The organism is Amycolatopsis sp. NPDC004079, assembly GCF_040610415.1.
Classification (GTDB): domain Bacteria; phylum Actinomycetota; class Actinomycetes; order Mycobacteriales; family Pseudonocardiaceae; genus Amycolatopsis; species Amycolatopsis halotolerans.
The window spans coordinates 1-18433 of sequence record NZ_JBEXMH010000067.1 but is presented as its reverse complement, the minus strand read 5'-3'; the positions used below and the strand labels follow the sequence as shown (position 1 = coordinate 18433).

The following is an 18433-nucleotide window of genomic DNA, read 5'->3' as shown; positions in this document are numbered from 1 at the left end:
AGCGAGAGCGAAACGATGGCGTTTGGTATACCAAGTGCTCGCCCAAGATCACAAGAGTGTCTTCGAGGATTGTTGCCGTGCTGTGTACTTCTTGGTGCAGCGCAAAACGGCCGCACGTTGCCGGAGCGACGTGCGGCCTACCAAATGCGAATGGGAAGCAGCTGACCCCCACCGGCTCGAGCGGGTGAGGGCCAGCTGCCGGTCAGGAGGAGGCGGTGCGGGTGCGCGGCGCCTCGATCGCCAGATACGCGAGGAGCCCGATCACGAGCCCGACGACGGCGTCCGAAAAGGACGGTGCGACGAGGTGTACCAGCAACGCCGCCGCGGCCCCGATCGCCCACGCGAGGAACGCCGTGGGCCGGAACCGGGTCTCCGCGCGTCCCGCGGTGCGGCGGCGCAGGAGGACCTGGTCCGCGATGAGCACCGCGCCCAGCGGCGGCACCAGCACGCCGAGGACGGACAGCCAGTTCACGAAGTAGTTCCACGCGCCCAGCAGCGCCACGACGACGCCGAGGACGCCCAGCACGAGCGTCAGGATCCGCATCTTGGACCGCACCAGATGCGACCAGCCGAGCGCGCCGTTGTACAGGCAGTGCGTGCACACCGAACCCAGGTTGACCACCACGAACACCACGACCAGCACGTTCAGCACCGGATTGCCCGGCCCGGTGAGGATCGGCGTGAAATCGCCGCCCGCCTTGTCCGCGCTCGCGATCGCCCCGGCCGCCACGAGCAGGCCGCCGGACAGCTGGGCTACGAGGCTGGCGATCGGGAACGCGGTGACCGTGGCGAGCACGGCCTGGCGGCCGTTCTTCGACCACCGGGTGAAGTCCGCGGTCATCGTGCCGGAGTCAGCGAACGTCGCCATGATCGACGTGACCGCGACGCCGAACGTCATCGCTCCCCCGCCGATGCCCGGATAGCTTGTGATGGCCCCGAAATCGTGGTTTTCGGTGGCGAGCACGACCGCCGTTCCCGCCGCGATGACGAACAACGGCGCGGCGATCGCGCCGAGCCAGGACAGCGCCCGGATGCCGAGGTAGGTCACCGCGATGAAGGCCAATCCGGCGAGCAACGCGACGAGCGTTTCGTTCCAGCCGAACGCCTTGTTGAGGCTCGCGCCGGTCGCGCCCGTGTTGAACGCGAACCAGCCGACCACGACCGTCGACAGGAACCCGGACGCGATCGCGTACCCGGCCGTGCCGAAAGTTTCCTTGGCCTGCAAGGAAAAGCTCTTGCCCGTTTGCCCGGCGCGGTGGCTGAGCAGGCTGACGTAGCCGAACATGATCAGGTTCGCCAGCAGGATCGCCGCGAGTCCCCGCCAGAAGCCGAGCATCGCGACCACGAGGCCGCCGGGCACGGCGTTCGTCAGGATCATCGGAAAGCCGAACCACACGGCCGAAACCGTCCAGAGCGACTTGCGGTGGGACTGCGGGACCGGCGAATGCTCGAACTCGGATTCGAGACCGTTCTCTACTGTCGGCGTGGTCATGGCGCATCAGTCCCGGCGAGCTTTTCCGCGAGGGCGATGATCGCCTTCTCGAACGCTTCGGCGGGCGGATGCGTGATGCCCGCGCCGATCATGCCGATGCCCGCTTCCTTGTGCGCGATCGCGGTGTTGATGACCGGCAGGATCCCAGCGTCGAGGACTTTGCGGACGTCGATGCCGGTCGGCAGGCCGGTGAAGCCGAGCGACGGGACGGTGACGTTCGGGTTCGACGTGGTGGTGATCGCGGCCATGTCGCGGGTGTAGCGCACCGCGTCGGAGACCGTGCCGCCGACGAGTGCGACGATCGCCGGTGCCGCGGCCATCGCGAAACCGCCGAAGCCGTAGGTCTCGGTGATGGCGCTGTCGCCGATGTCGAGCCCGGAGTCCTCCGGTTGGTACCCGGCGAACATCGGACCGACGACCTTCTGGGCCGGTCCGGTCAGCCAGTGGTTGCCCGGCAGCCCGCTGACGCGAATGCCGAATTCCACGCCGTTTCGCGCCATCGTGGTGACCACAGTGGACCCTTCGATGCCGTGCGCGGCGTCGAGCGCGGCCTTGGCCATCGCCATCCACGTCGGGCCGGAGAAGTAGTCCGAACTCGCGATGAAGTCGAAGACCTCTTTCTTCTTCTCCGTGCTGAAATTCGTCTGCAGCAACGCGGGCGCGAGCGCCTGGAACAAAAGCACGGTGCCCGCGATGTTGCGGTTGTGGCACTCGTCTCCCATGTGGACGGCCTGGGCGAGCATGAGGCGCAGGTCGATCGGATCGCCGATCTCCATGGCCTCCTGGAGCATCGGGCCGAGGGTGTCGCGCATCCACACGAGACGCTCGATGACGCTCTCGTCGTTCGCGCCCATGCGGAGGATCTTGGCCATCTGCTCGGACAGGTTGGTGTAGGCGTAATTGCCGTGCGTCTCGTTCTTGACGATGTGCATGTACATCGACGCGGACGTCACCCCGGCCATCGAGCCGACGCAGTCGTGTTCGTGGCACGGCTCGAAGGTGATTTCGCCGCTGGCAGCCACTTCCGCGGCCTCGTCGAGGTCTTTCGCGAGCCCCTCGAAGACGAGTGCGCCGGTGACCGCGCCCTTCATCGGGCCGGACATCCGATCCCAGGTGATCGGCGGACCCGCGTGCAGGATGGTCTTCGGCGTCATGCCGGGGACGACGTCGAGCGCGCGGCCGAAGCCGACCAGCATCGGCTTGGCGTTGGTGATCCGGTCGACGGCCTCGGCGTTCGCGGCGGCGATCTTCTCGGCCAGCTCGGGCTTTTCGAGTGCGTCGAGCGCCGCGATGACGTCCGGTTTCCCGTTGCCCGGCGGGGTCCAGTCGAGGGTGGTGACCTTCCCGCCCTGCGCGGCGATGTCGTCGGCGAACATGGTGAGGCCGACGTTCACGACGTCGAGGTCGCTCCCGAACAGCCGACTGGTGGGGGTGCTCATGCGGTGGCTTCCTTCCCGATGATGGCGCGGACGTACTGGCCCGTTTCGGTGCTGCTGCGGGCGACGGTCACCCCGGCCGCCTCGAGCGCGGCAACCTGGCCGGCGAGCGCGGGGGTGTCGAGGTCGGTGCCGAGGACGTAGCCGACGATCTCCAGGTGGCGGCCGTCTTTTTCGGCCACGCGCTTGGCTTCGGCGATGGCGGGCAGCGTCACGCCGACGGGGTCTTCGTGCGAGCCGAAGCCGAGCACGAAGTCCAAGACGAGCACGGCGACGGACGGATCGGCGGCCTCGCGGACCAGGCGTTCGAGGCGCAGCGACGGGTCGATCATCGGGTGCGGACGGCCGTTGGTGAACTCGTCGTCGCCGAAGTCGAGGAAGGTGTGGCCGCGGCTGCTTGATCCGGCGGGGAGGACGAACTCGGGGTTCTTCTGGATGTTGCTCCAGACGTCCTCGCCCGCGTTGAGCAGCGCGTACATCGATTCGTCGCACAGCGTGCCGCCGCAGAAGATGCCGCGGACGTACTGCTGTTCCGGCTTGAGCTTCGCGCGCACGGCGGCGACCTGCGCGGCGTCCAGCGCGGGCACCTCGGCGACCGGATCGGTGGTGAGCCAGACGGCCTGAAGCGCGGCGTCCTGGCTGGTGGCGGCGAAGTGCCCGCCCGCGGCGGCGACCGCTTCCTCGGAGCCGCCGATGAAGTAGACGACGACCGGTTTGCCCGCGCCGGCGATCTCGGCGAGGACCTTCTTCTCGACCTCCGGCGCCGGGGGCTTCGAGACGAGGACGATCGCGTCGGTCCGGTCGTCGGCGGCCAGCGCGCGGATGCCGTCGATCATCATGATGCCGCCGACCTCGGCGCTCAGGTCGCGTCCGCCGGTGCCGATGAGCTGCGAGATCCCGCCGCCGAGCGCGTGCACGCGGACGCTGACCTCCTGCGAGCCGGTGCCCGACGCGGCGACGATGCCGACCGAACCGGGGCGCACGGCGTTCGCGAAGCAGAGGCCGGTGTTGTTGATGATCGCGGTCCCGCAATCCGGGCCCATCATCAGCAAACCCTTGTCGTGGGCGAGGTTCTTGAGCGCGATCTCGTCCTCGACCGGGACGTTGTCGCTGAACAGCAGCACGTGCAGGTCGTTCTCGAGCGCTTTGCGCGCCTCGCGGGCGGCGTAGGCGCCGTTGACCGCGATGATCGCCAGGTTCGCGTTCCCCTGGGCGGCGGACTCGATCGTGCGGTACACGACGGCCGTCTCGCCCTCGGCGGGCGGCTTGCGGACGAGCAGTTCCTCGATGCGCGCGAGGATTTCCTCGACGTCTTCTGTGCCCTCTTTGGTCACCACGACGATCATCAGGTCACCATTGGCCGCGTCCGCGAGTTCCGGCGTGAGCAGGCCGAGGTTGTCCAGCACGCCCTTGTTCATCTCGGTGCCCATCGCGACGAACGCCTGGTCCACGCCGTCGGCCTGGTTGGCCTTGGTGGAGATGGACATCAAGGACACCGAGTCGAAATAGGTGTTCTTCTTGATCACCGCTGTGACAGTCACACGGAACCTCTCATTTCGCTTTCCAGGTGGAGTCCGGCGGCCACGCCCGAGAGCAGGTCGGTCCCGGAGGTGTGGCCGATGGCGGCGACGCGCGCGACGGCGCCCGCCAGGCCGGTCCCGCTGCCGGGCTCGAGGAGCCGGCGCAGGAGGTCGAGGAGGCTTTCCCTGGCTCGGCCCGTTCGGGCCTCGCGCAAGGTGGTGGCGCTCAGGAGCGTCGTGCGGGCGAGGACTTTCTCGCTCAGACGGGGAAAGCCCGTGGTGCGGCTGCCTGGTTGTGCCGCGACGAGGGCCAGGCCGGAGAGAAAGTCGTCCCCGGCGGGCGTGAGACCCGGGCCGAGGCCGACGAGCCCTTCGGCGGCCTTTCGCGCGGCTTCGGCGTCGTTTCGCCGGAGGGCCTGGGTGAGCGCCGTTTGTCCTTGGCGCAGCCGGATGCCCACCGCTGCTCGGAACGGGTCGGGCTTTCCGCCTTCCAGCATCCCGCCGGGGACGCCGTGCTCTGTGAGCAGCGCATCGAGCAACCTCGCCCGGGCAGCCAGCTCCGCCCGGTCGAGAGTCAACGGTATTTCTTTGGCATACCAGATTGACGGGTTTCTGAATTTGACCGAAGTCGCGCCAAATGTCGCACCTTGCGCCGTGACCACCGCGGGCGCTCCGGCTTGCACCGGATGCCGACACCAGCCGTCGACGTCCACCCGTATCGTCCACGGAGCGTCATCCACAGTGGACGCACCGAAGGCGACAAGCTGATCTTGCTGCGTGACAACGTTCAGCACTCGTCGGAACACAGAGTGCACTTCCCCCAGCAGAGCCCCTTCGCGCACCCTCTCGGCGACCACAGCATCCATCGACAACGCGACCGCCGTTGCGTGCATCGCCGCCGCCTTTCCCGCCGAACCCTGCTCGTCAATATGGTATACCATCTATGCTGATGCAGGTACCGGTCCTGGACCGGCGGGCGAGGAGGACAAGGATGCGGGTAGTCGTGGCCCTCGGCGGCAACGCCCTCGCGAAGCGCGGCGAGCCGATGACGGCCGACCGGCTCCGGGCGAACGTGCGGTCGACCTGCCAGGCGCTGGCCGGATTGGCCCGCGAGCACGAACTGGTGATCATCCACGGCAACGGGCCGCAGGTGGGGTTGCTGGCGCTGCAGAACCTGGCGTACCAGGACGTCGCGGCTTATCCGCTGGACATCCTGGGCGCGGAAACGCAAGGCATGATCGGATACGTGATCCAGCAGGAACTGTCGAACGCTCTCGGCGGCGAACGCGAGGTAGTCGCCCTGATCTCGACGACGGTGGTCGACGAGGAGGACCCGGCTTTCGAACGCCCGACCAAGTTAATCGGCCCGCAGTACTCCGCGCAAGACGCGGCGGAAGCAGCCGCCGAGTACCGCTGGACCATCGCCCGCGACGGCGGCGCGTTCCGCCGGGTGGTGCCGTCCCCGGAGCCGATCCGCGTCGTGCAGGCGCCGTTAGTGCGGCTGCTGCTGGAAAACGGCCACCTGGTCGTATGCGTCGGCGGTGGCGGAGTGCCGGTGAAGACGGACCCGGACGGCAAGCGGCAGACCGGGATGCAGGCTGTGGTGGACAAGGATCTGGCCGGCGCCGCGCTGAGTGCGGAACTGGGCGCGGACACGCTGATCATGCTGACGGACGCGGATTACGTCACGGAGAACTGGGGAACGCCGCACCAGCGGGACATCCTGACGGCTTCGGCTGATGCGATCGGGAAGCTGGAGTTCGCCGAGGGTTCGATGAAACCGAAGGTGGACGCCGCGATCCGGGTGGCGCGGGCCGGTGGCCGGGCGCTGATCGGGCCACTGGACCGGCTGGATGACTTGCTGGCACGGAAGATCGGCACGGAGATCCGCGGGGACGCGGACGGGATCATCTACGCCTGATCTCCGGCGGGCGGTTTCGCATGCCGCCGCCCGCCCAGGTCGGTCATTGGCGCGGTCGCATGACTCATGCTCCCCGGAGCAGCCTGTCGTAGAAGACGCCGCGGATGTTGGCCGTCTTCCCCGGAGGTGCGCCGCCTTTGCTGGAGCATAGCGGCCCCAGCACACCACGGGTTCATTCGCGCTGTTGCCGAATGCAGTCGCTGAACTATTCAAGTTTCGTCGTGACAACGTTGATCGTGTTGAGATGCTCTCGAACCTGGGCGGCACGGTGGGCGTCGCCGTCGGCATCGAAGATGTCTGCGGCTTCCTGCCAGCATGCAATGGCGGCATCGGTCGAGCCGGTGCGATGAAGAGAATGCGCGAGCGTGTCCAGGGGCTCGGCGGAGGTCCAACCTAAGTCTCCTGGTTCGCGAACGCGCGCGATAACGTCCCGGCACAGTCCTATGGCGGCTTGGTGGTCGCCTAGTTTCTGTCTTATCAGCGCCAACTGATGAAGCGCGTAAGCCTCGCCCACGTAATCGCCGACACTCTGACGCAAGGCCAGGCTGCGGTCGCAGTATTCGAGAGCCTGCGAATAGTGTCCCAGACTGGTGTGGACAGCGCTGAAGTTTCCTTCTATAGCTGCCTGTTGCCGACCTCCCAGCTGACTGCGTTCCAGGGCCTTCTCAAAGTACTGCAGCGCTTCTGCGAATTGGCCCCGGTCGTAGCACACCAAACCGAAACTGTTCAGGACCCACGCCTCCTGAACGCGGTCGCCGAGGTCGCACGCCATGGTCAGAGCGCGCCGATACCTGGCCAGCGCCGCCTCCGGCCGCCGCAAACTGCGAAGGCGGTCACCTCCGACCAATTGGAAGTGCACTTCGGCAACACGATCGCCGCAGCGCTGCGCGGCGGCCAGTCCCAAGTCGGCAGACTCGAGCCTGTCAGCTTTTCTTCCTAGTGCGATGAGAAACCCGGAGGTTTGCTCAGCAAGGTGGACCGCCTGGCGATGGAGATCGCTGCGAACGGCTTGGTGCAGGGCGGCGACCAGATTGGCGCGTTCGCTCCGCAACCAGCCGAGTGCCTGTGCCTGGCCGTTGATCGACATCAAATGGACCGGAGCCACGAAATTCAACGGCAGGTGACTGTGGCCAGGGTAGGCCAGCTTGAGGCAGCTATGAGCGGTCGCCGCATACCAGGTAATGAGCGCTTCTACTGCGTGATCGCGGTCCGCAGCGCTGTCATGGAAATGGGCTTGGTTAAGAGCATATGCGCGCAATAGGTCATGGAACCGGTACCGGTTGCCCGCGCCCGGCTCGATCAAGTGTGCCGCGGACAAGTCGTCGATCAACTTGCCAGCAGTGAACAGGTCAAGGCCAGCGACTGAGGCGGCGGCGGGCAGGCTAACATCCGGACCGGGATGCAGCCCGAGCCTCCGAAACAGCATTGCCTGGGCCTGCGGAAGCCGCCGATAGGACCAGTCGAACACCGATCGCACTGCTGCTCTTTCATCCCCACTCCGGCTGAGCGCCGCCAGCCTGGACCGTTCGTCAGCTAGCTCGGCAACGACATCGGTCAGTGCGATGTGCGGATTGGCGGCGACTCGGCCTGCAGCTATGCGCATTGCCAACGGGAGACGGGCACACAAACGAATCAGCTCGACGGCAGCCTCGTGTTCCGAGGCGACCCGTGTCGGCCCGATGATGGCCGCGACCAAATCCAGTGCCTCGTGCTGCGTCAGCAGGTCGAGAGTAAGCCGGTGTGCTGCATCTGTGACGACCAAGCCGGTCAGGCTATCCCGGCTGGTAATCACAACCACACATCCTGGCGTACCGGGTAACAGCGGGCGGACCTGGTCGGCATCGTTGGCGTTGTCCAGCACAATCAGTACGCGACGCTTGGCCAACATGGAGCGGAACAGCGCGGCCCGTGCGTCCAGCCCGGCGGGAATTCGTTCAGGCTGTGCGCCCAGCGCACGCAGGAACCCGTCGAGAACCTCGCCGGGTGCTGCAGGATCTCCGGGACCGCACCCGCGCAGGCTCGCGTACAGCGTTCCGTCAGGAAACAGGTGCTGCACCCGGTGCGCCCAATACATCGCCAGAGTGGTCTTCCCGATCCCGGCCATTCCGTCGACGGCCGAGATCACCACCGAATCCGCACCGTTTCCGTCGTTTTCGCCCGGAAGAAGTGCGTCGAGCGCGGCCAGATGCTCGGCGCGTCCGGTGAAATCCCGAACCACCGACGGCAACTGTCGAGGCAGCAATGCGGGCTGTGCCGGTTCGCCGAACGAGACGCGGTGGATTGACCCGGCCTGAATCACCGGCCCTTGTACTCCGTCGCCGGTTTCGTTACGAACACCCTGCCGGTCCGTCATAGGACAAGTGTGTCGTCCAAATCCCGCCCGGGCAGAGAGCGATGCGCGCCCACTACCCGGATGGACCAGGAAAGGTCCGTTTGTTCTCGGCTTCGCAGCCGGGTAGGTCTGTCCCGAAAATCAAGCGACGTCGCCGCACTCCAGCACGATGGCGATGTTGAAGATCCGCATAAGGCACGCTGGGCCAGCGAGGCGACAAGCTACCTCCGCGCGGTCGTCTCCGCTCTCAGCCTTCGCCGCGCCCCAGCCCGCGCAAATGCCGTCCGCTCTCCATGTGCTCCATCAACAGCGCCTCGACGGTGTCCACATCCCGCCGCGCAATAGCGTCGTACAGCGCCCGGTGCTCCCCCGCCACCCGCTCCAGATCCTCGTGCTGCCCCAGCAGCCACCGCATCCGGCTGCGCAGCGTCAGTTCCAGCTCGTTCAGCAGCTCGTTCCCCGCCATCGCCGTCACGGCCTCGTGGAAATCGGCCGCCGCGCGGTGCGCCGTCACCGCGTCCCCGGCAGTGGCGGCGGCGGTTTCCTCCGCCAAGGCGGCACGGAGCTGATCCAGCCCGGCACGCGAATGCCGGGTCGCCGCGAGCTTGAACGTCAGGACTTCCAGCGCGGCACGCACTTCCTGCAGGTCCGCGATATCGCTCGCGCTGAACTCCCGCACCACCGCCCACGTCCGCGGCCTCGGCGTGACCAGGCCTTCCGCGACCAGCGCCTTCAGCGCGTCCCGCACCGGGACCCGGCTCACGCCCAGGTCCGCGGCGAGATCCCGTTCGACCAGCTTGCTGCCGGGTTTGCGCGCCCCGTCCAGGATCTCGTCCCGGAGCTGCCGGACGACCCGGTCCGTCTCGGATTCGACGCCCTGTTCCGCTGCCATCCGGCCATTCTCGCACCACCGCCCGGACCGTCCACTGTGGCCAGTCGATCAGCGCGGATTCGTCTTCCGCCACTCGGCGTAATCCGCCACCGCCGCCCGCACGTCGAACTCCGGCGCGAAGCCCGTTTCCTCCCTGAGCCGCGAAATATCCAGATACGGACCGGTTTCCCCGCCAGGCTGAAGCTGATCCGGCAGACCTGGCACCAGCTCCGCCAACGCCTCCGCGAACTCCCGGTTCGTCACCGGCTGTCCGCTCGACACGTTGTATGTCTGATGCTTCAGCGAAGGCGCCGTCATCAGCGAGGCAATCGCACGCCCGGCGTCCGGTGCGTAGCAGCAGTCGAACCCCTCGTCGGCGACCAGCGAGCGCGGCGTGCCGCCGCGCAGGCCCGCGTTGAGATACGACGGAATCGGGAAGAACGGCGATTCCGGGTCGACGAGCGGCCCCCACACGGTCCCGATCCGCAGCACCACCGGCTCGACGCCGCTCCCTCGCAGGCTGTGCGTCGTCAGCGGTTCGACGGCTTTCTTGAACGCCACGATCAGATGCGGCAGATCCGCGGTCGGCAGCGGCAGCTCCTCGTGCCAGGACGGCTCGTCGCGGCCGACGTACACGCCGAGGCTGCTCGCGACCGCGAACCGCCGCACCTGCCACGTCCTGGCCGCGTCCAGGGCGTTGGTGAGGCCGGCCAGGTCCGTCCGGAAGAACGCGACCGGGTCGTCGCCCGGGACGCTGCCCGCCAGGTGGACGATCGCGGTGATGTCGTACCGGTCGCCGAGCGCGAGGAAGGCGTCCCGGTCGGTCGCGTCGAGCGTTTCCACCGCGACCCGACCCGCCAGGAACGACGGGACGTCCGTCCGCCGGTGCCCGGTGACCAGCACGTCTTCCCCGAGATCGGCGAGCGCCCTGGCCGTGTGCGCGCCGATCATGCCGAGCCCGCCGGTCACGAGGATCATCGCGGTGCCTCGCGGCGCGCGGTCGAGAACTTTGTCATGCCGCGAAGCTACGGCCTGCCCGCCCGCCGGTTCTTGAACAAATCGCGCATCAGAAGTGCGTGCCGCCGTCGACGCGAACCTCGGTGCCGGTGATGAACGCGGCGTCCTCGCTGGCGAGCATCGCGACGACCGACGCGACCGTCTCCGGACCGGCGAAGCCCTGGCCCAGCGCGGGAAGCAGCTTGCCGAGCAGGGTGAAATCGGCGTCCTCGGGGAAGCCGGGGCCGACGCTCTGCTTGCTCTTGCCGCTGCCGTCGGTCATGCCGGACGAGATCGAACCGGGCTGGACGGCGGTGAAGCGGATGCCGTCCTTCGCGTATTCGGACGCCAGCGCGTGCGTCATCGACTGGATGCCGCCCTTGCTCGCCGCGTACGCCGCCATGTACGGGTGCGCGAACATCGCCGACGTCGAGCTGAAGTTGACCACCGCGGGCGCGGAACCCTCGCGCAGCGCCGGGATCGACTCGCGGATCACCAGGAACGTGCCGACCAGGTTGACGCGCAGCACCTGCTCGAACGCCTCGACCGGCATCTCGTGGGTGTGCGCCGACCGCAGGATGCCCGCGGCGTTGACGACCGCGTCCAGCCCGCCGAGCTGCTCGACCGCCGACGCGACCCCAGCCTTCACCGACGCTTCGTCGGCGACGTTCACCACCACAGTGCCCAGCCGGTCCGCCGCGTCGCCTGACTTCTCGACGGTGTCCGCGAGGCCCGCTTCGCTCACGTCAGCGGCGACGACGCGCCCGCCCTCGGCCAGCATCCGCAGGACCGTCGCCTGCCCGATGCCCGAGCCCGCTCCGGTGACCAGTACGCGGCGTCCTTCGTAACGGTTCATGGTCCGCTCCTTTCTCCAACCGTCACGTTACGCCTAGATGGCAGACTGTGCCACTCTGGCGAAATGGGCACCCTTGGCAGTAATCGGGTAGCGTGGCCCTGGTGAGCGGAAAGACCCCGACCCTGACCGAACGGCGCAAAGCGGCGACGCAACTCGACATCGCCCGCGCCGCCGCGCGCCTGTTCACCGAGCATGGCGCACAGGGGACGACCGCGGAAGCGATCGCCGCCGCGGCGGGCGTCGCGCCGCGCACCTTCTACCGCTACTTCCGCACCAAAGAGGACGCGGTCGCACCGCTGCTGGTCGTCGGCGCCGATTCGTGGCGGGAACACCTCGCGTCGACGCCCGAAGGGACGCCGCTGCTTCAGGCGGTCGAGGACGCGATCCACAAGACGATCTCCGCCGCCGACGCCACCCAGGAGTTCTCCTGGACGCGCGGGTTGCTCCTCGCAGCGAGCGGAGACGATTCGGCGCTGGCGGCCGTGTGGCACCGGGTGAACGGCGAATCCGAGACCCGGCTGCGTCCGGTGCTGGCACGGCTGGCGCCGGAGACGGACGAGGTGACCGTGCACCTGGTCGCGGCGGCGGCGACGGACGCGATCCGGATTTCGCTGGAGATCTGGGCGGGGACTGACGAGAAGGCGGCGCCGGTCGAACTGGCGGTCCGGTGCTTCCGCGGACTGTCCGGCGGGCTCCTGAGCGGCGATCACGGTTAGAACCGGGACAGGCACTCACGAGCCGACCGCTCAACGGAACTCGTGCACGACCTCGATCTGCCCGACCAGGTGCGCGTTGAACTCCGCCAGCTCCTCGGCCGGAACCCACAGCTCCAGGATCGTTTCGCCGCCCGCCTGCCGCACCGGATAGCGGTCCAGGAACGCTGTTTCGACGCGGAAGCGGGTCACATAACCCGCGCCGTCGTACCGGACGTTCCAGTCCCGCGCGATCTTCACCGCGTAGTCCTCGTTCAGCACCGGGTAGAAGATCGGCTGTTCCGGCAGCCGCGGCGGCCACGCGCACCAGCCGGACTCGCGCACCAGCTCCAGCTCGGCCGGGCCGGTCGGGCGCCACAGCTCCGTCGTCGGGTTGCTCATCACGTCCCCCTCGCGACGGCACGGTAACCGCCAAGAGGATGCGCGGGCGACCGGTTTACCCAGGTGATTCGGTCTACCAAAGCGCACACCGGACACCACAGCCCGGCCAGCCGCGTCCACATCGGACAACCGGCCGCGAGACCGCGCCCGGCATCCGCCGAACCCACTTCGCGCCATCACCAGCGCAGCAACCGCCACCAGCGGCCCGGGACGGTCGCGAGCCCGCATCGTTCCCCGTCGCACCCTTGACAACCCGCCACCTGCCGCGCTTATGGTATACCAAACAACGAAGGGTGTGCGCGATGAAGCGTTCCGCAGTGGTGGCCGCGGTGGCCTTCACCCCTTACGTGGCGATGATCGGCGGCCTGCCCTGGTTCAGCGGCGACGGCCGGATCTGGTTCCTGCCCGAGATCGGGTTCTGGATCCTCCTCTGGGTTGCCCTCACGCCCGTCTTCCTCGGCGTAGCCGACCGCATCCGGCGCCCGAGCGCCGCCGAAACCGAGCAGGAGCAGCGATGAACGCGGGCGCGGTGGTGGCGCTGGCCGTGGTGGCGCTGGCGGTGGTCATCGGACTGGCCGCGCGCGGCCGGAAGCAGATGAACCTCGAGCAGTGGACAGTCGCCGGCCGGTCGTACGGGACGTTGCTGTTCTGGGTGCTCGCCGCGGGCGAGACCTACTCGACCTTCACCTATCTCGGCGCCTCCGGGTTCGCCTACGCCAACGGCGGCGCCGCGTTCTACATCGCCGGCTACGGCACGTGCGCCTTCGTCCTGTCCTACTTCTTCCTCCCTCCATTGTGGAGGTACGCGAAGAAGCACAACCTCGTCACGCAAGCGGACTTCTTCACCCACCGCTTCCGCAGCCCGTGGTTCGGCGCGCTGACCGCGATCGTCGGCGTGGCGTTCATGATCCCCTACATCGAGGCGCAGCTGCTCGGCCTCGGCCAGATCGTCGAGACGACGACCGGCATCAACCGGGTCACCAGCATGGTCCTCGCGGTGGTGCTGATCGCGGTGTTCGTCTACGCGTCCGGCATGAAGGCCGCCGCGTGGGTGTCGGTGCTCAAGGACATCCTGCTGATCGGCACCGTGCTGATCGTCGGCATCGCGATTCCGGTGCACTACTTCGGCGGCTTCGGGCACCTCATCGACACCGTGCAAGCGCAGCACCCCGGCTTCCTCGGCGTACCGGCGCCGGGCAGCCCGCTCGGCGTCCCGTGGATGATGTCGACCCTGATCGTGACGAGCGCGGCGTTCTTCATGTTCCCGCACGCGCTGGCCGCGATGTACACCGCGAAGTCCGAGCAGACGATCCGCCGCAACGCGATTTACCTTCCCCTGTACCAGATCCTGATCGCGCTGACGCTGTTCGTCGGGTTCGCCGCGCTGCTGGTCGTGCCCGGGCTGAAGGGCAGCGCCAGCAACGGCGCGCTGCTATCGCTGACCGTGAAGACCATGCCGTCGTGGGTGGTCGGCCTCGTCGGCGGCGCGGGCGCGCTGGCCGCCATCGTGCCGATCAGCCTGCTGCTCCTGCAGTCCGCGACGCTGCTGGCCCGCAACGTCTACCAAGGCGTCCTGCGGCCGAAGACCTCCGAACTGGGCGTGTTCCGGCTGTCGCGCGGCCTGGTCGTCGTGGTGACCGCGGTGGCGCTGCTGTTCGCGATCTTCCAGCCCGCGCTCCTGGTGAACCTGCTGCTGACCGGCCAGAACGGCGTGTCCCAGTTCTTCCCGGCGATCGTGCTGGGGCTGGTGTGGCGGCGGCTGACCAAGGCCGGCGCGGCGACCGGGCTCGTGGTCGGCGTCGCGATCGTCGCGTGGACGGTGCTCGCCTCGAAGAACACGTTGTGGGGACTCAATCCCGGCCTGCTCGCGATCATCGTCAACGTCGTGCTCACGGTCGGCGTCAGCCTCGCCACCTCCGAGCGGCGCGAGCCGACCGTCCGCGCCGAGGCTGGTGTCGCGTGAACCTGGTGCTGCGCAACGTCCGGCCCGGCGGCGGCGATCCGACGGACGTGCTGGTGCGCGACGGCCGGATCGCCGGGTTCGGACCGACCGAGGTCCCGGCCGACGTCCCGGTGGAGGACGGCGGCGGCGCACTGCTGCTGCCCGGCCTCGTCGACGCCCACTGCCATGTCGACAAGACCCTGTGGGGCCTCCCCTGGGCGCCGAACACCTCGGGTTCAGTCCTCGCCGACCGGATCTCGAACGAACAGCGCCGCCGCAAGGAATTCGGGCTCCCCTCGCCCGAACCCGCGGCCGCGCTGCTCGGCGCGATGATCGCGAACGGCACTTCCTTCGTCCGCACGCACACCGATGTCGACCCCGAACTGGGGCTGTCCGGCATCGAGGCGGTGCGGGAGGCGGCGGCGCGGCATCGCGGCCGGGTCACCGTCGAGCAGGTCGCCTTCCCCCAGGGCGGCCTGCTCACCCGGCCCGGCACGCTGGAGCTGCTGGAGCGGGCCGTGGCGTCCGGAGTGGAGAACGTCGGCGGCATCGACCCGGCGGGCTACGACCGCGATCCGCGCGGGCATCTCGACGCGATCTTCGACATCGCCGCGCGGCACGGCTGCGGCGTCGACCTGCACCTGCACGACGAAGGTCCGCTCGGCGCCTGGGAAATCGAGCTCGTCATCGAGCGGACGAAGGCGCTCGGCCTCGCCGGGAAGGTCGCGATCGGGCACGCGTTCGGCATCTGCGGCATCCCGGACGCGCAGCAGGACCGGCTGCTCGATGGCCTCGCGGAGCAGCAGATCACGCTCACCACCGCGGCGGTGTACGACCGGCCGGTGCCGCCGCTGGCCAAGATGCGGGCAGCGGGCGCGAACGCCGCGTGCGGCAACGACGGCATCCGCGACCTGTGGGGCCCGTACGGCGACGGCGACATGCTGACGCGCACCATGCACCTGGCGTACCGCAGCTCGTTCCGTACCGACCCGGAGATCGAACTCGCGCTGCACGCGGCGACGTACGGCGGCGCGAAAGCGTTACGGCTCAAGGATTACGGCCTGCGGATCGGCGACCACGCTGATTTCTTCTTGATAGACGCAGTGTACCCGGCCGAAGCCGTCGTGTCCCATCCTCCGCGGCGGCTCGTGGTGAAGGGCGGGGCTGTCGTCTCGCGGCGATAGCCCCGGTCCGCGCGGGGAACTCTGCGGGAATTGGAGTCAATGCCAGGAACTTGAGATTGCGATGTGGACGTGCTGCTGGCGTGTTTCCGCAGCTCAGCTGGCTCGATCCGGTTGAGCGCGAGTCACTGTGGGCCCCGGGCCCGGGAACGGAAGCCGGGTTGTGGTCTGTGAGGGGAACCCTGAGGGAATCAGATTCCCTCAGGGTTCCCCTCACAGACCTCAAGACGCGGTCACATGGCGACAAATCGGTCATTTCGGCACAGTTGGCGTCCTTTGTGGACGATCAGCGGGCCGAGATCAACGCGGCTTGAGTTCCTGGCATTGGGGAATCAGAGTCCCTCGGCCCCGCACGGACAACAGCCGGGTTATTCCTGGAACGCCGGGAAGGTCGGAGGGAACAACTCCCCCGCCTCCCGGCGTTCGACGTCCCGCTCCGAATACGCGGCGCGCATCTTCTCGAACAATGCCTGCGCACGGCGGCGGAGGCCCTCCTCGTCGACGCCGGGGACGTGTCCGTCGACCAGCACCGGCCGCCCCGCGACGACGGAATGCGTTGCCTGGCGGGCGGTTCCGCTGAGCAGGAACGTCCGGATCGGATCGTCCCGCACACCGTCGCGCAGGTCGCCGACATGGAACGCGACGAGGTCCGCCTGCGCGCCCGGAGCCAGCTTGCCGAGGTCGTCGCGGCGGAGCGCGCGGGCGCCGCCGAGCGTCGCGGCTTCGACGTACCACTCCGCCGGAGCCGCGTCGGCGCGGTCGTCCATCACCTTCGCCAGATGCACGCCGACGTCCATGCCGCGCACCAGGTCCGGAGGGAAGGAATCGGTGCCCAGACACAGGTTCAGGCCCGCTTCGCGGTAATCGCGGAAGGAACGCAGGGCGTGGCCGTAGCGGAAGGACGTGAGCGGGCAATGGATCACCGACGCACCGGCTGCGGCGAGCGTCGCGACGTCGCCGCGGTCCTCGCCGTAGACGTCGGGGTGGCGGTCGAGGACCTGGGCGTGCGGGATCAGCAGCCGGTCGCCGAGCAGGCCGGTGCGCTTGAGCAATTCCAGCGGGGTTACGCCGTAACGGTCCAGGACCAGCTCCCGCTCCAGCACGCCTTGCAGGCAGTGGAGCCGCACCAGGACGTCACGCTGCCGCGCCGCGTCGGCGGTGGCGCGCATGAGGTCTTCGGCGAGGGTTTCGATGCGGCACGGCAACAGAACGCCGTTGACGAGCGGATCGTCCAGTTCTGTTACGTGGTCGAGGAACCGCAGCGCATCGGCCAGTCCCTCCTCGCCGCGGGGCTCGTCGAAGGCGACCGTTCGCGTACCGTCCACAGTGGCCACATTGATGCCGGAACGGTAAGCAGGGCCCAGATATCCGCGCAGCCCGAGGTTCCGGGAGAAGTCCGCCATCGCGACGAGTTCCTCGTACGGCTCGGCCCACGACGAATGGACCTCCGACGCGATCGGCATGAACGTCGTGATGCCGTGCAGCGCCAGTTGAACGAGCGCGTACTCGCGAATGGTCTGCCGTTCTTCCGGCGTGAAGACGTCGCGGCGACGGTGCGCGAAATAATCCTCGGACCACTGCAGCCCGGTCGCACGGTCCGCCGTGGCCCAGGAATCGAGGACGAGATGGTCCACATCGGTCAGTGCGTCGAGGTCGATGAGGCCCGGGAGGACGAGCGCTTCGCCGAGGTCGACGTCCAGGTCGGCCGTTCCGGCATACCGCGGGCCGACGTAGGTGACGACGTCGTCCTCCCACACGACCTCGCCGTTTTCCAGCAGGACGTGCTGTCCGTTCTGGTGGGCCAGCACATGGCGCGCGCGCCAGCGAGTACGCATCGGGTTCCTTCCGTCGGTGCATTTAGGTATACCAAACGGCGGAACCTGGCGGCCAGACCTTGCCGGGGGCGGGTTTTTCCGGGAACCTGGGGGAAGGTTCGCCGATACTGTCGGTGACAGCGGCGGGAGGGGATCGGATGGAGCCGGGCTTCGCCTCGGAATCGGAGCGCGTGACGGAACGGCTGCGCAACGAAATCCTCGACGGCACGCGCGTTCCCGGCAGCAAGCTGGTCGAACGGGACCTGGCCGCGGAGATGGGCGTGAGCCGGGTGCCGGTGCGGGATGCGTTGCGCGCGCTGGGAAACGAGGGCCTGGTAACGCCGCGGCCCCGGTCGTGGTCGGTGGTGCGGGAGTTCACCGCCTCGGATGTCGCGGACCTCAACGAGGTGCGCACGGCTTTCGAGGGCCTCACTTTCCGGCTCGCCGCACAGCGCCGCACCCGCGAGGGCCTGACCCGGCTGCGGGAGGTGCTGGACACGGAACTGCGCGCCGCCCGCGCCGGTGACGCGGTTTCGGCTCGCCGCGCGGCCGCGGATTTCCACGAGGTCGTGACGTCCCTGTCGGCGAACGAACTGCTCGGCGAACTGGAACGGACGCTGCGCAGCCGGATGCGATGGCTGCTCGGCCAGCACGACGACCTGGAAGCCATGGCGGCGGAACACGAACTGCTGTACGAGGCGATCGTGGACCGCGATGTCGAGCGAGTGGAACGGCTTGTGCTGGCGCACCTGGCGACGGGCACGAGCGAGGCGGTGCGGCGGCATCCGGCCGAGGAGACCGCTTCGGCGGGTTGAGGTCGCGCCCTCCGGTGATCGCAGCCCGGGGGGCAGCGAGAGCCCAGCCCCGTTTTGGCCGGCCTGGCGCCGACGAGACAGTAGTCCGTGAGGGGAACCCTGAGGGAATCAGAGTCCCTCAGGGTTCCCCTCACGGACCAATACCGGGTCAGAGGGGGAGGAC

Annotated in this window: 16 protein-coding genes; 6 read left to right on the top strand and 10 right to left on the bottom strand. The window is 68.3% G+C overall.

What is annotated here, in order from left to right:
- Positions 1 to 202 precede the first annotated feature (202 nt).
- The 4 genes from ABZX37_RS40915 to ABZX37_RS40900 are packed head-to-tail and all read right to left on the bottom strand — an operon-like array spanning position 203 to position 5341.
- Entirely contained in the window at positions 203 to 1492 is a 1290-nt protein-coding gene (locus ABZX37_RS40915) for a cytosine permease (RefSeq protein WP_354749020.1), read from the bottom strand.
- Positions 1489 to 2931 carry a DUF1116 domain-containing protein gene (locus ABZX37_RS40910; RefSeq protein ID WP_354749018.1) on the bottom strand — a complete coding sequence of 481 codons (1443 nt, stop codon included), beginning with the start codon at positions 2929 to 2931 and terminating at the stop codon, positions 1489 to 1491. The genes ABZX37_RS40915 and ABZX37_RS40910 overlap by 4 nt, the downstream gene beginning before the upstream one ends.
- Positions 2928 to 4469: an acyl-CoA synthetase FdrA gene (fdrA, locus tag ABZX37_RS40905; RefSeq protein ID WP_354749016.1), complete on the bottom strand. Its 1542-nt coding sequence runs from the start codon at positions 4467 to 4469 to the stop codon at positions 2928 to 2930. The genes ABZX37_RS40910 and fdrA overlap by 4 nt, the downstream gene beginning before the upstream one ends.
- The gene (locus tag ABZX37_RS40900; protein ID WP_354749015.1) at positions 4466 to 5341 is read right to left on the bottom strand and encodes a DUF2877 domain-containing protein; all 876 of its coding nucleotides are present in this window, start codon (positions 5339 to 5341) and stop codon (positions 4466 to 4468) included. The genes fdrA and ABZX37_RS40900 overlap by 4 nt, the downstream gene beginning before the upstream one ends.
- 98 nt (positions 5342 to 5439) lie before the next feature.
- Between ABZX37_RS40900 and ABZX37_RS40895 the strand changes: the two genes are divergently transcribed.
- The gene (locus ABZX37_RS40895; protein ID WP_354749014.1) at positions 5440 to 6369 is read left to right on the top strand and encodes a carbamate kinase; all 930 of its coding nucleotides are present in this window, start codon (positions 5440 to 5442) and stop codon (positions 6367 to 6369) included.
- Positions 6370 to 6574: 205 nt separating this feature from the next.
- Here ABZX37_RS40895 and ABZX37_RS40890 read toward each other — a convergent pair whose 3' ends face one another.
- The 4 genes from ABZX37_RS40890 to ABZX37_RS40875 all read right to left on the bottom strand — a co-directional run bounded on the left by ABZX37_RS40890 (position 6575) and on the right by ABZX37_RS40875 (position 11424).
- The gene (locus ABZX37_RS40890; protein ID WP_354749012.1) at positions 6575 to 8722 is read right to left on the bottom strand and encodes a tetratricopeptide repeat protein; all 2148 of its coding nucleotides are present in this window, start codon (positions 8720 to 8722) and stop codon (positions 6575 to 6577) included.
- 226 nt (positions 8723 to 8948) lie between these two features.
- Complete coding sequence (locus ABZX37_RS40885; RefSeq protein ID WP_354749010.1) at positions 8949 to 9593, bottom strand: GntR family transcriptional regulator; 645 nt, start codon at positions 9591 to 9593, stop codon at positions 8949 to 8951.
- A 48-nt stretch (positions 9594 to 9641) separates the two neighbouring features.
- Positions 9642 to 10550: an NAD(P)-dependent oxidoreductase gene (locus tag ABZX37_RS40880; RefSeq protein ID WP_354749008.1), complete on the bottom strand. Its 909-nt coding sequence runs from the start codon at positions 10548 to 10550 to the stop codon at positions 9642 to 9644.
- Between the two features lie 88 nt (positions 10551 to 10638).
- Positions 10639 to 11424, bottom strand: a complete 786-nt coding sequence (locus tag ABZX37_RS40875) for an SDR family NAD(P)-dependent oxidoreductase (RefSeq protein WP_354749006.1) — start codon at positions 11422 to 11424, stop codon at positions 10639 to 10641.
- 101 nt (positions 11425 to 11525) lie between these two features.
- Between ABZX37_RS40875 and ABZX37_RS40870 the strand changes: the two genes are divergently transcribed.
- Positions 11526 to 12140, top strand: a complete 615-nt coding sequence (locus tag ABZX37_RS40870) for a TetR family transcriptional regulator (RefSeq protein ID WP_354749004.1) — start codon at positions 11526 to 11528, stop codon at positions 12138 to 12140.
- 30 nt (positions 12141 to 12170) lie between these two features.
- On the opposite strand, the gene ABZX37_RS40865 is transcribed toward ABZX37_RS40870, so the two are convergent.
- Positions 12171 to 12518: a hypothetical protein gene (locus ABZX37_RS40865; RefSeq protein WP_354749002.1), complete on the bottom strand. Its 348-nt coding sequence runs from the start codon at positions 12516 to 12518 to the stop codon at positions 12171 to 12173.
- A 302-nt stretch (positions 12519 to 12820) separates the two neighbouring features.
- On the opposite strand from ABZX37_RS40865, the gene ABZX37_RS40860 reads away from it, so the two are divergent.
- Genes ABZX37_RS40860 through ABZX37_RS40850 form a run of 3 tightly spaced genes read left to right on the top strand, consistent with a single transcriptional unit; the run spans position 12821 to position 15644 of the window.
- On the top strand, positions 12821 to 13036 hold the full coding sequence (locus ABZX37_RS40860; protein WP_162834513.1) for a hypothetical protein: 216 nt from the start codon (positions 12821 to 12823) through the stop codon (positions 13034 to 13036).
- Positions 13033 to 14481: a sodium:solute symporter family protein gene (locus ABZX37_RS40855; protein ID WP_354749000.1), complete on the top strand. Its 1449-nt coding sequence runs from the start codon at positions 13033 to 13035 to the stop codon at positions 14479 to 14481. Before ABZX37_RS40860 ends, ABZX37_RS40855 begins: the two co-directional genes overlap by 4 nt.
- Positions 14478 to 15644: an amidohydrolase gene (locus ABZX37_RS40850; protein WP_354748998.1), complete on the top strand. Its 1167-nt coding sequence runs from the start codon at positions 14478 to 14480 to the stop codon at positions 15642 to 15644. The genes ABZX37_RS40855 and ABZX37_RS40850 overlap by 4 nt, the downstream gene beginning before the upstream one ends.
- Before the next feature lie 365 nt (positions 15645 to 16009).
- Here ABZX37_RS40850 and ABZX37_RS40845 read toward each other — a convergent pair whose 3' ends face one another.
- Positions 16010 to 17476 (bottom strand): chlorohydrolase family protein, encoded by a 1467-nt coding sequence (locus ABZX37_RS40845; protein WP_354748996.1) that lies wholly within the window; start codon positions 17474 to 17476, stop codon positions 16010 to 16012.
- Between the two features lie 137 nt (positions 17477 to 17613).
- Here ABZX37_RS40845 and ABZX37_RS40840 point away from each other — a divergent pair, with 137 nt between their 5' ends.
- Positions 17614 to 18270 (top strand): GntR family transcriptional regulator, encoded by a 657-nt coding sequence (locus ABZX37_RS40840; protein ID WP_354748994.1) that lies wholly within the window; start codon positions 17614 to 17616, stop codon positions 18268 to 18270.
- The last annotated feature ends 163 nt before the right edge of the window (positions 18271 to 18433 follow it).

Coding starts and splice junctions, on each gene's coding strand:
- ABZX37_RS40860 (WP_162834513.1), top strand. CDS start 12,821: ATGAAGCGTTCCGCAGTGGTGGCCGCGGTGGCCTTCACCCCTTACGTG.
- ABZX37_RS40890 (WP_354749012.1), bottom strand. CDS start 8,722: ATGACGGACCGGCAGGGTGTTCGTAACGAAACCGGCGACGGAGTACAA.
- ABZX37_RS40845 (WP_354748996.1), bottom strand. CDS start 17,476: ATGCGTACTCGCTGGCGCGCGCGCCATGTGCTGGCCCACCAGAACGGA.
- ABZX37_RS40910 (WP_354749018.1), bottom strand. CDS start 2,931: ATGAGCACCCCCACCAGTCGGCTGTTCGGGAGCGACCTCGACGTCGTG.
- ABZX37_RS40865 (WP_354749002.1), bottom strand. CDS start 12,518: ATGAGCAACCCGACGACGGAGCTGTGGCGCCCGACCGGCCCGGCCGAG.
- ABZX37_RS40880 (WP_354749008.1), bottom strand. CDS start 10,550: ATGATCCTCGTGACCGGCGGGCTCGGCATGATCGGCGCGCACACGGCC.
- ABZX37_RS40875 (WP_354749006.1), bottom strand. CDS start 11,424: ATGAACCGTTACGAAGGACGCCGCGTACTGGTCACCGGAGCGGGCTCG.
- ABZX37_RS40915 (WP_354749020.1), bottom strand. CDS start 1,492: ATGACCACGCCGACAGTAGAGAACGGTCTCGAATCCGAGTTCGAGCAT.
- ABZX37_RS40895 (WP_354749014.1), top strand. CDS start 5,440: ATGCGGGTAGTCGTGGCCCTCGGCGGCAACGCCCTCGCGAAGCGCGGC.
- ABZX37_RS40855 (WP_354749000.1), top strand. CDS start 13,033: ATGAACGCGGGCGCGGTGGTGGCGCTGGCCGTGGTGGCGCTGGCGGTG.
- ABZX37_RS40900 (WP_354749015.1), bottom strand. CDS start 5,341: ATGCACGCAACGGCGGTCGCGTTGTCGATGGATGCTGTGGTCGCCGAG.
- ABZX37_RS40885 (WP_354749010.1), bottom strand. CDS start 9,593: ATGGCAGCGGAACAGGGCGTCGAATCCGAGACGGACCGGGTCGTCCGG.
- ABZX37_RS40840 (WP_354748994.1), top strand. CDS start 17,614: ATGGAGCCGGGCTTCGCCTCGGAATCGGAGCGCGTGACGGAACGGCTG.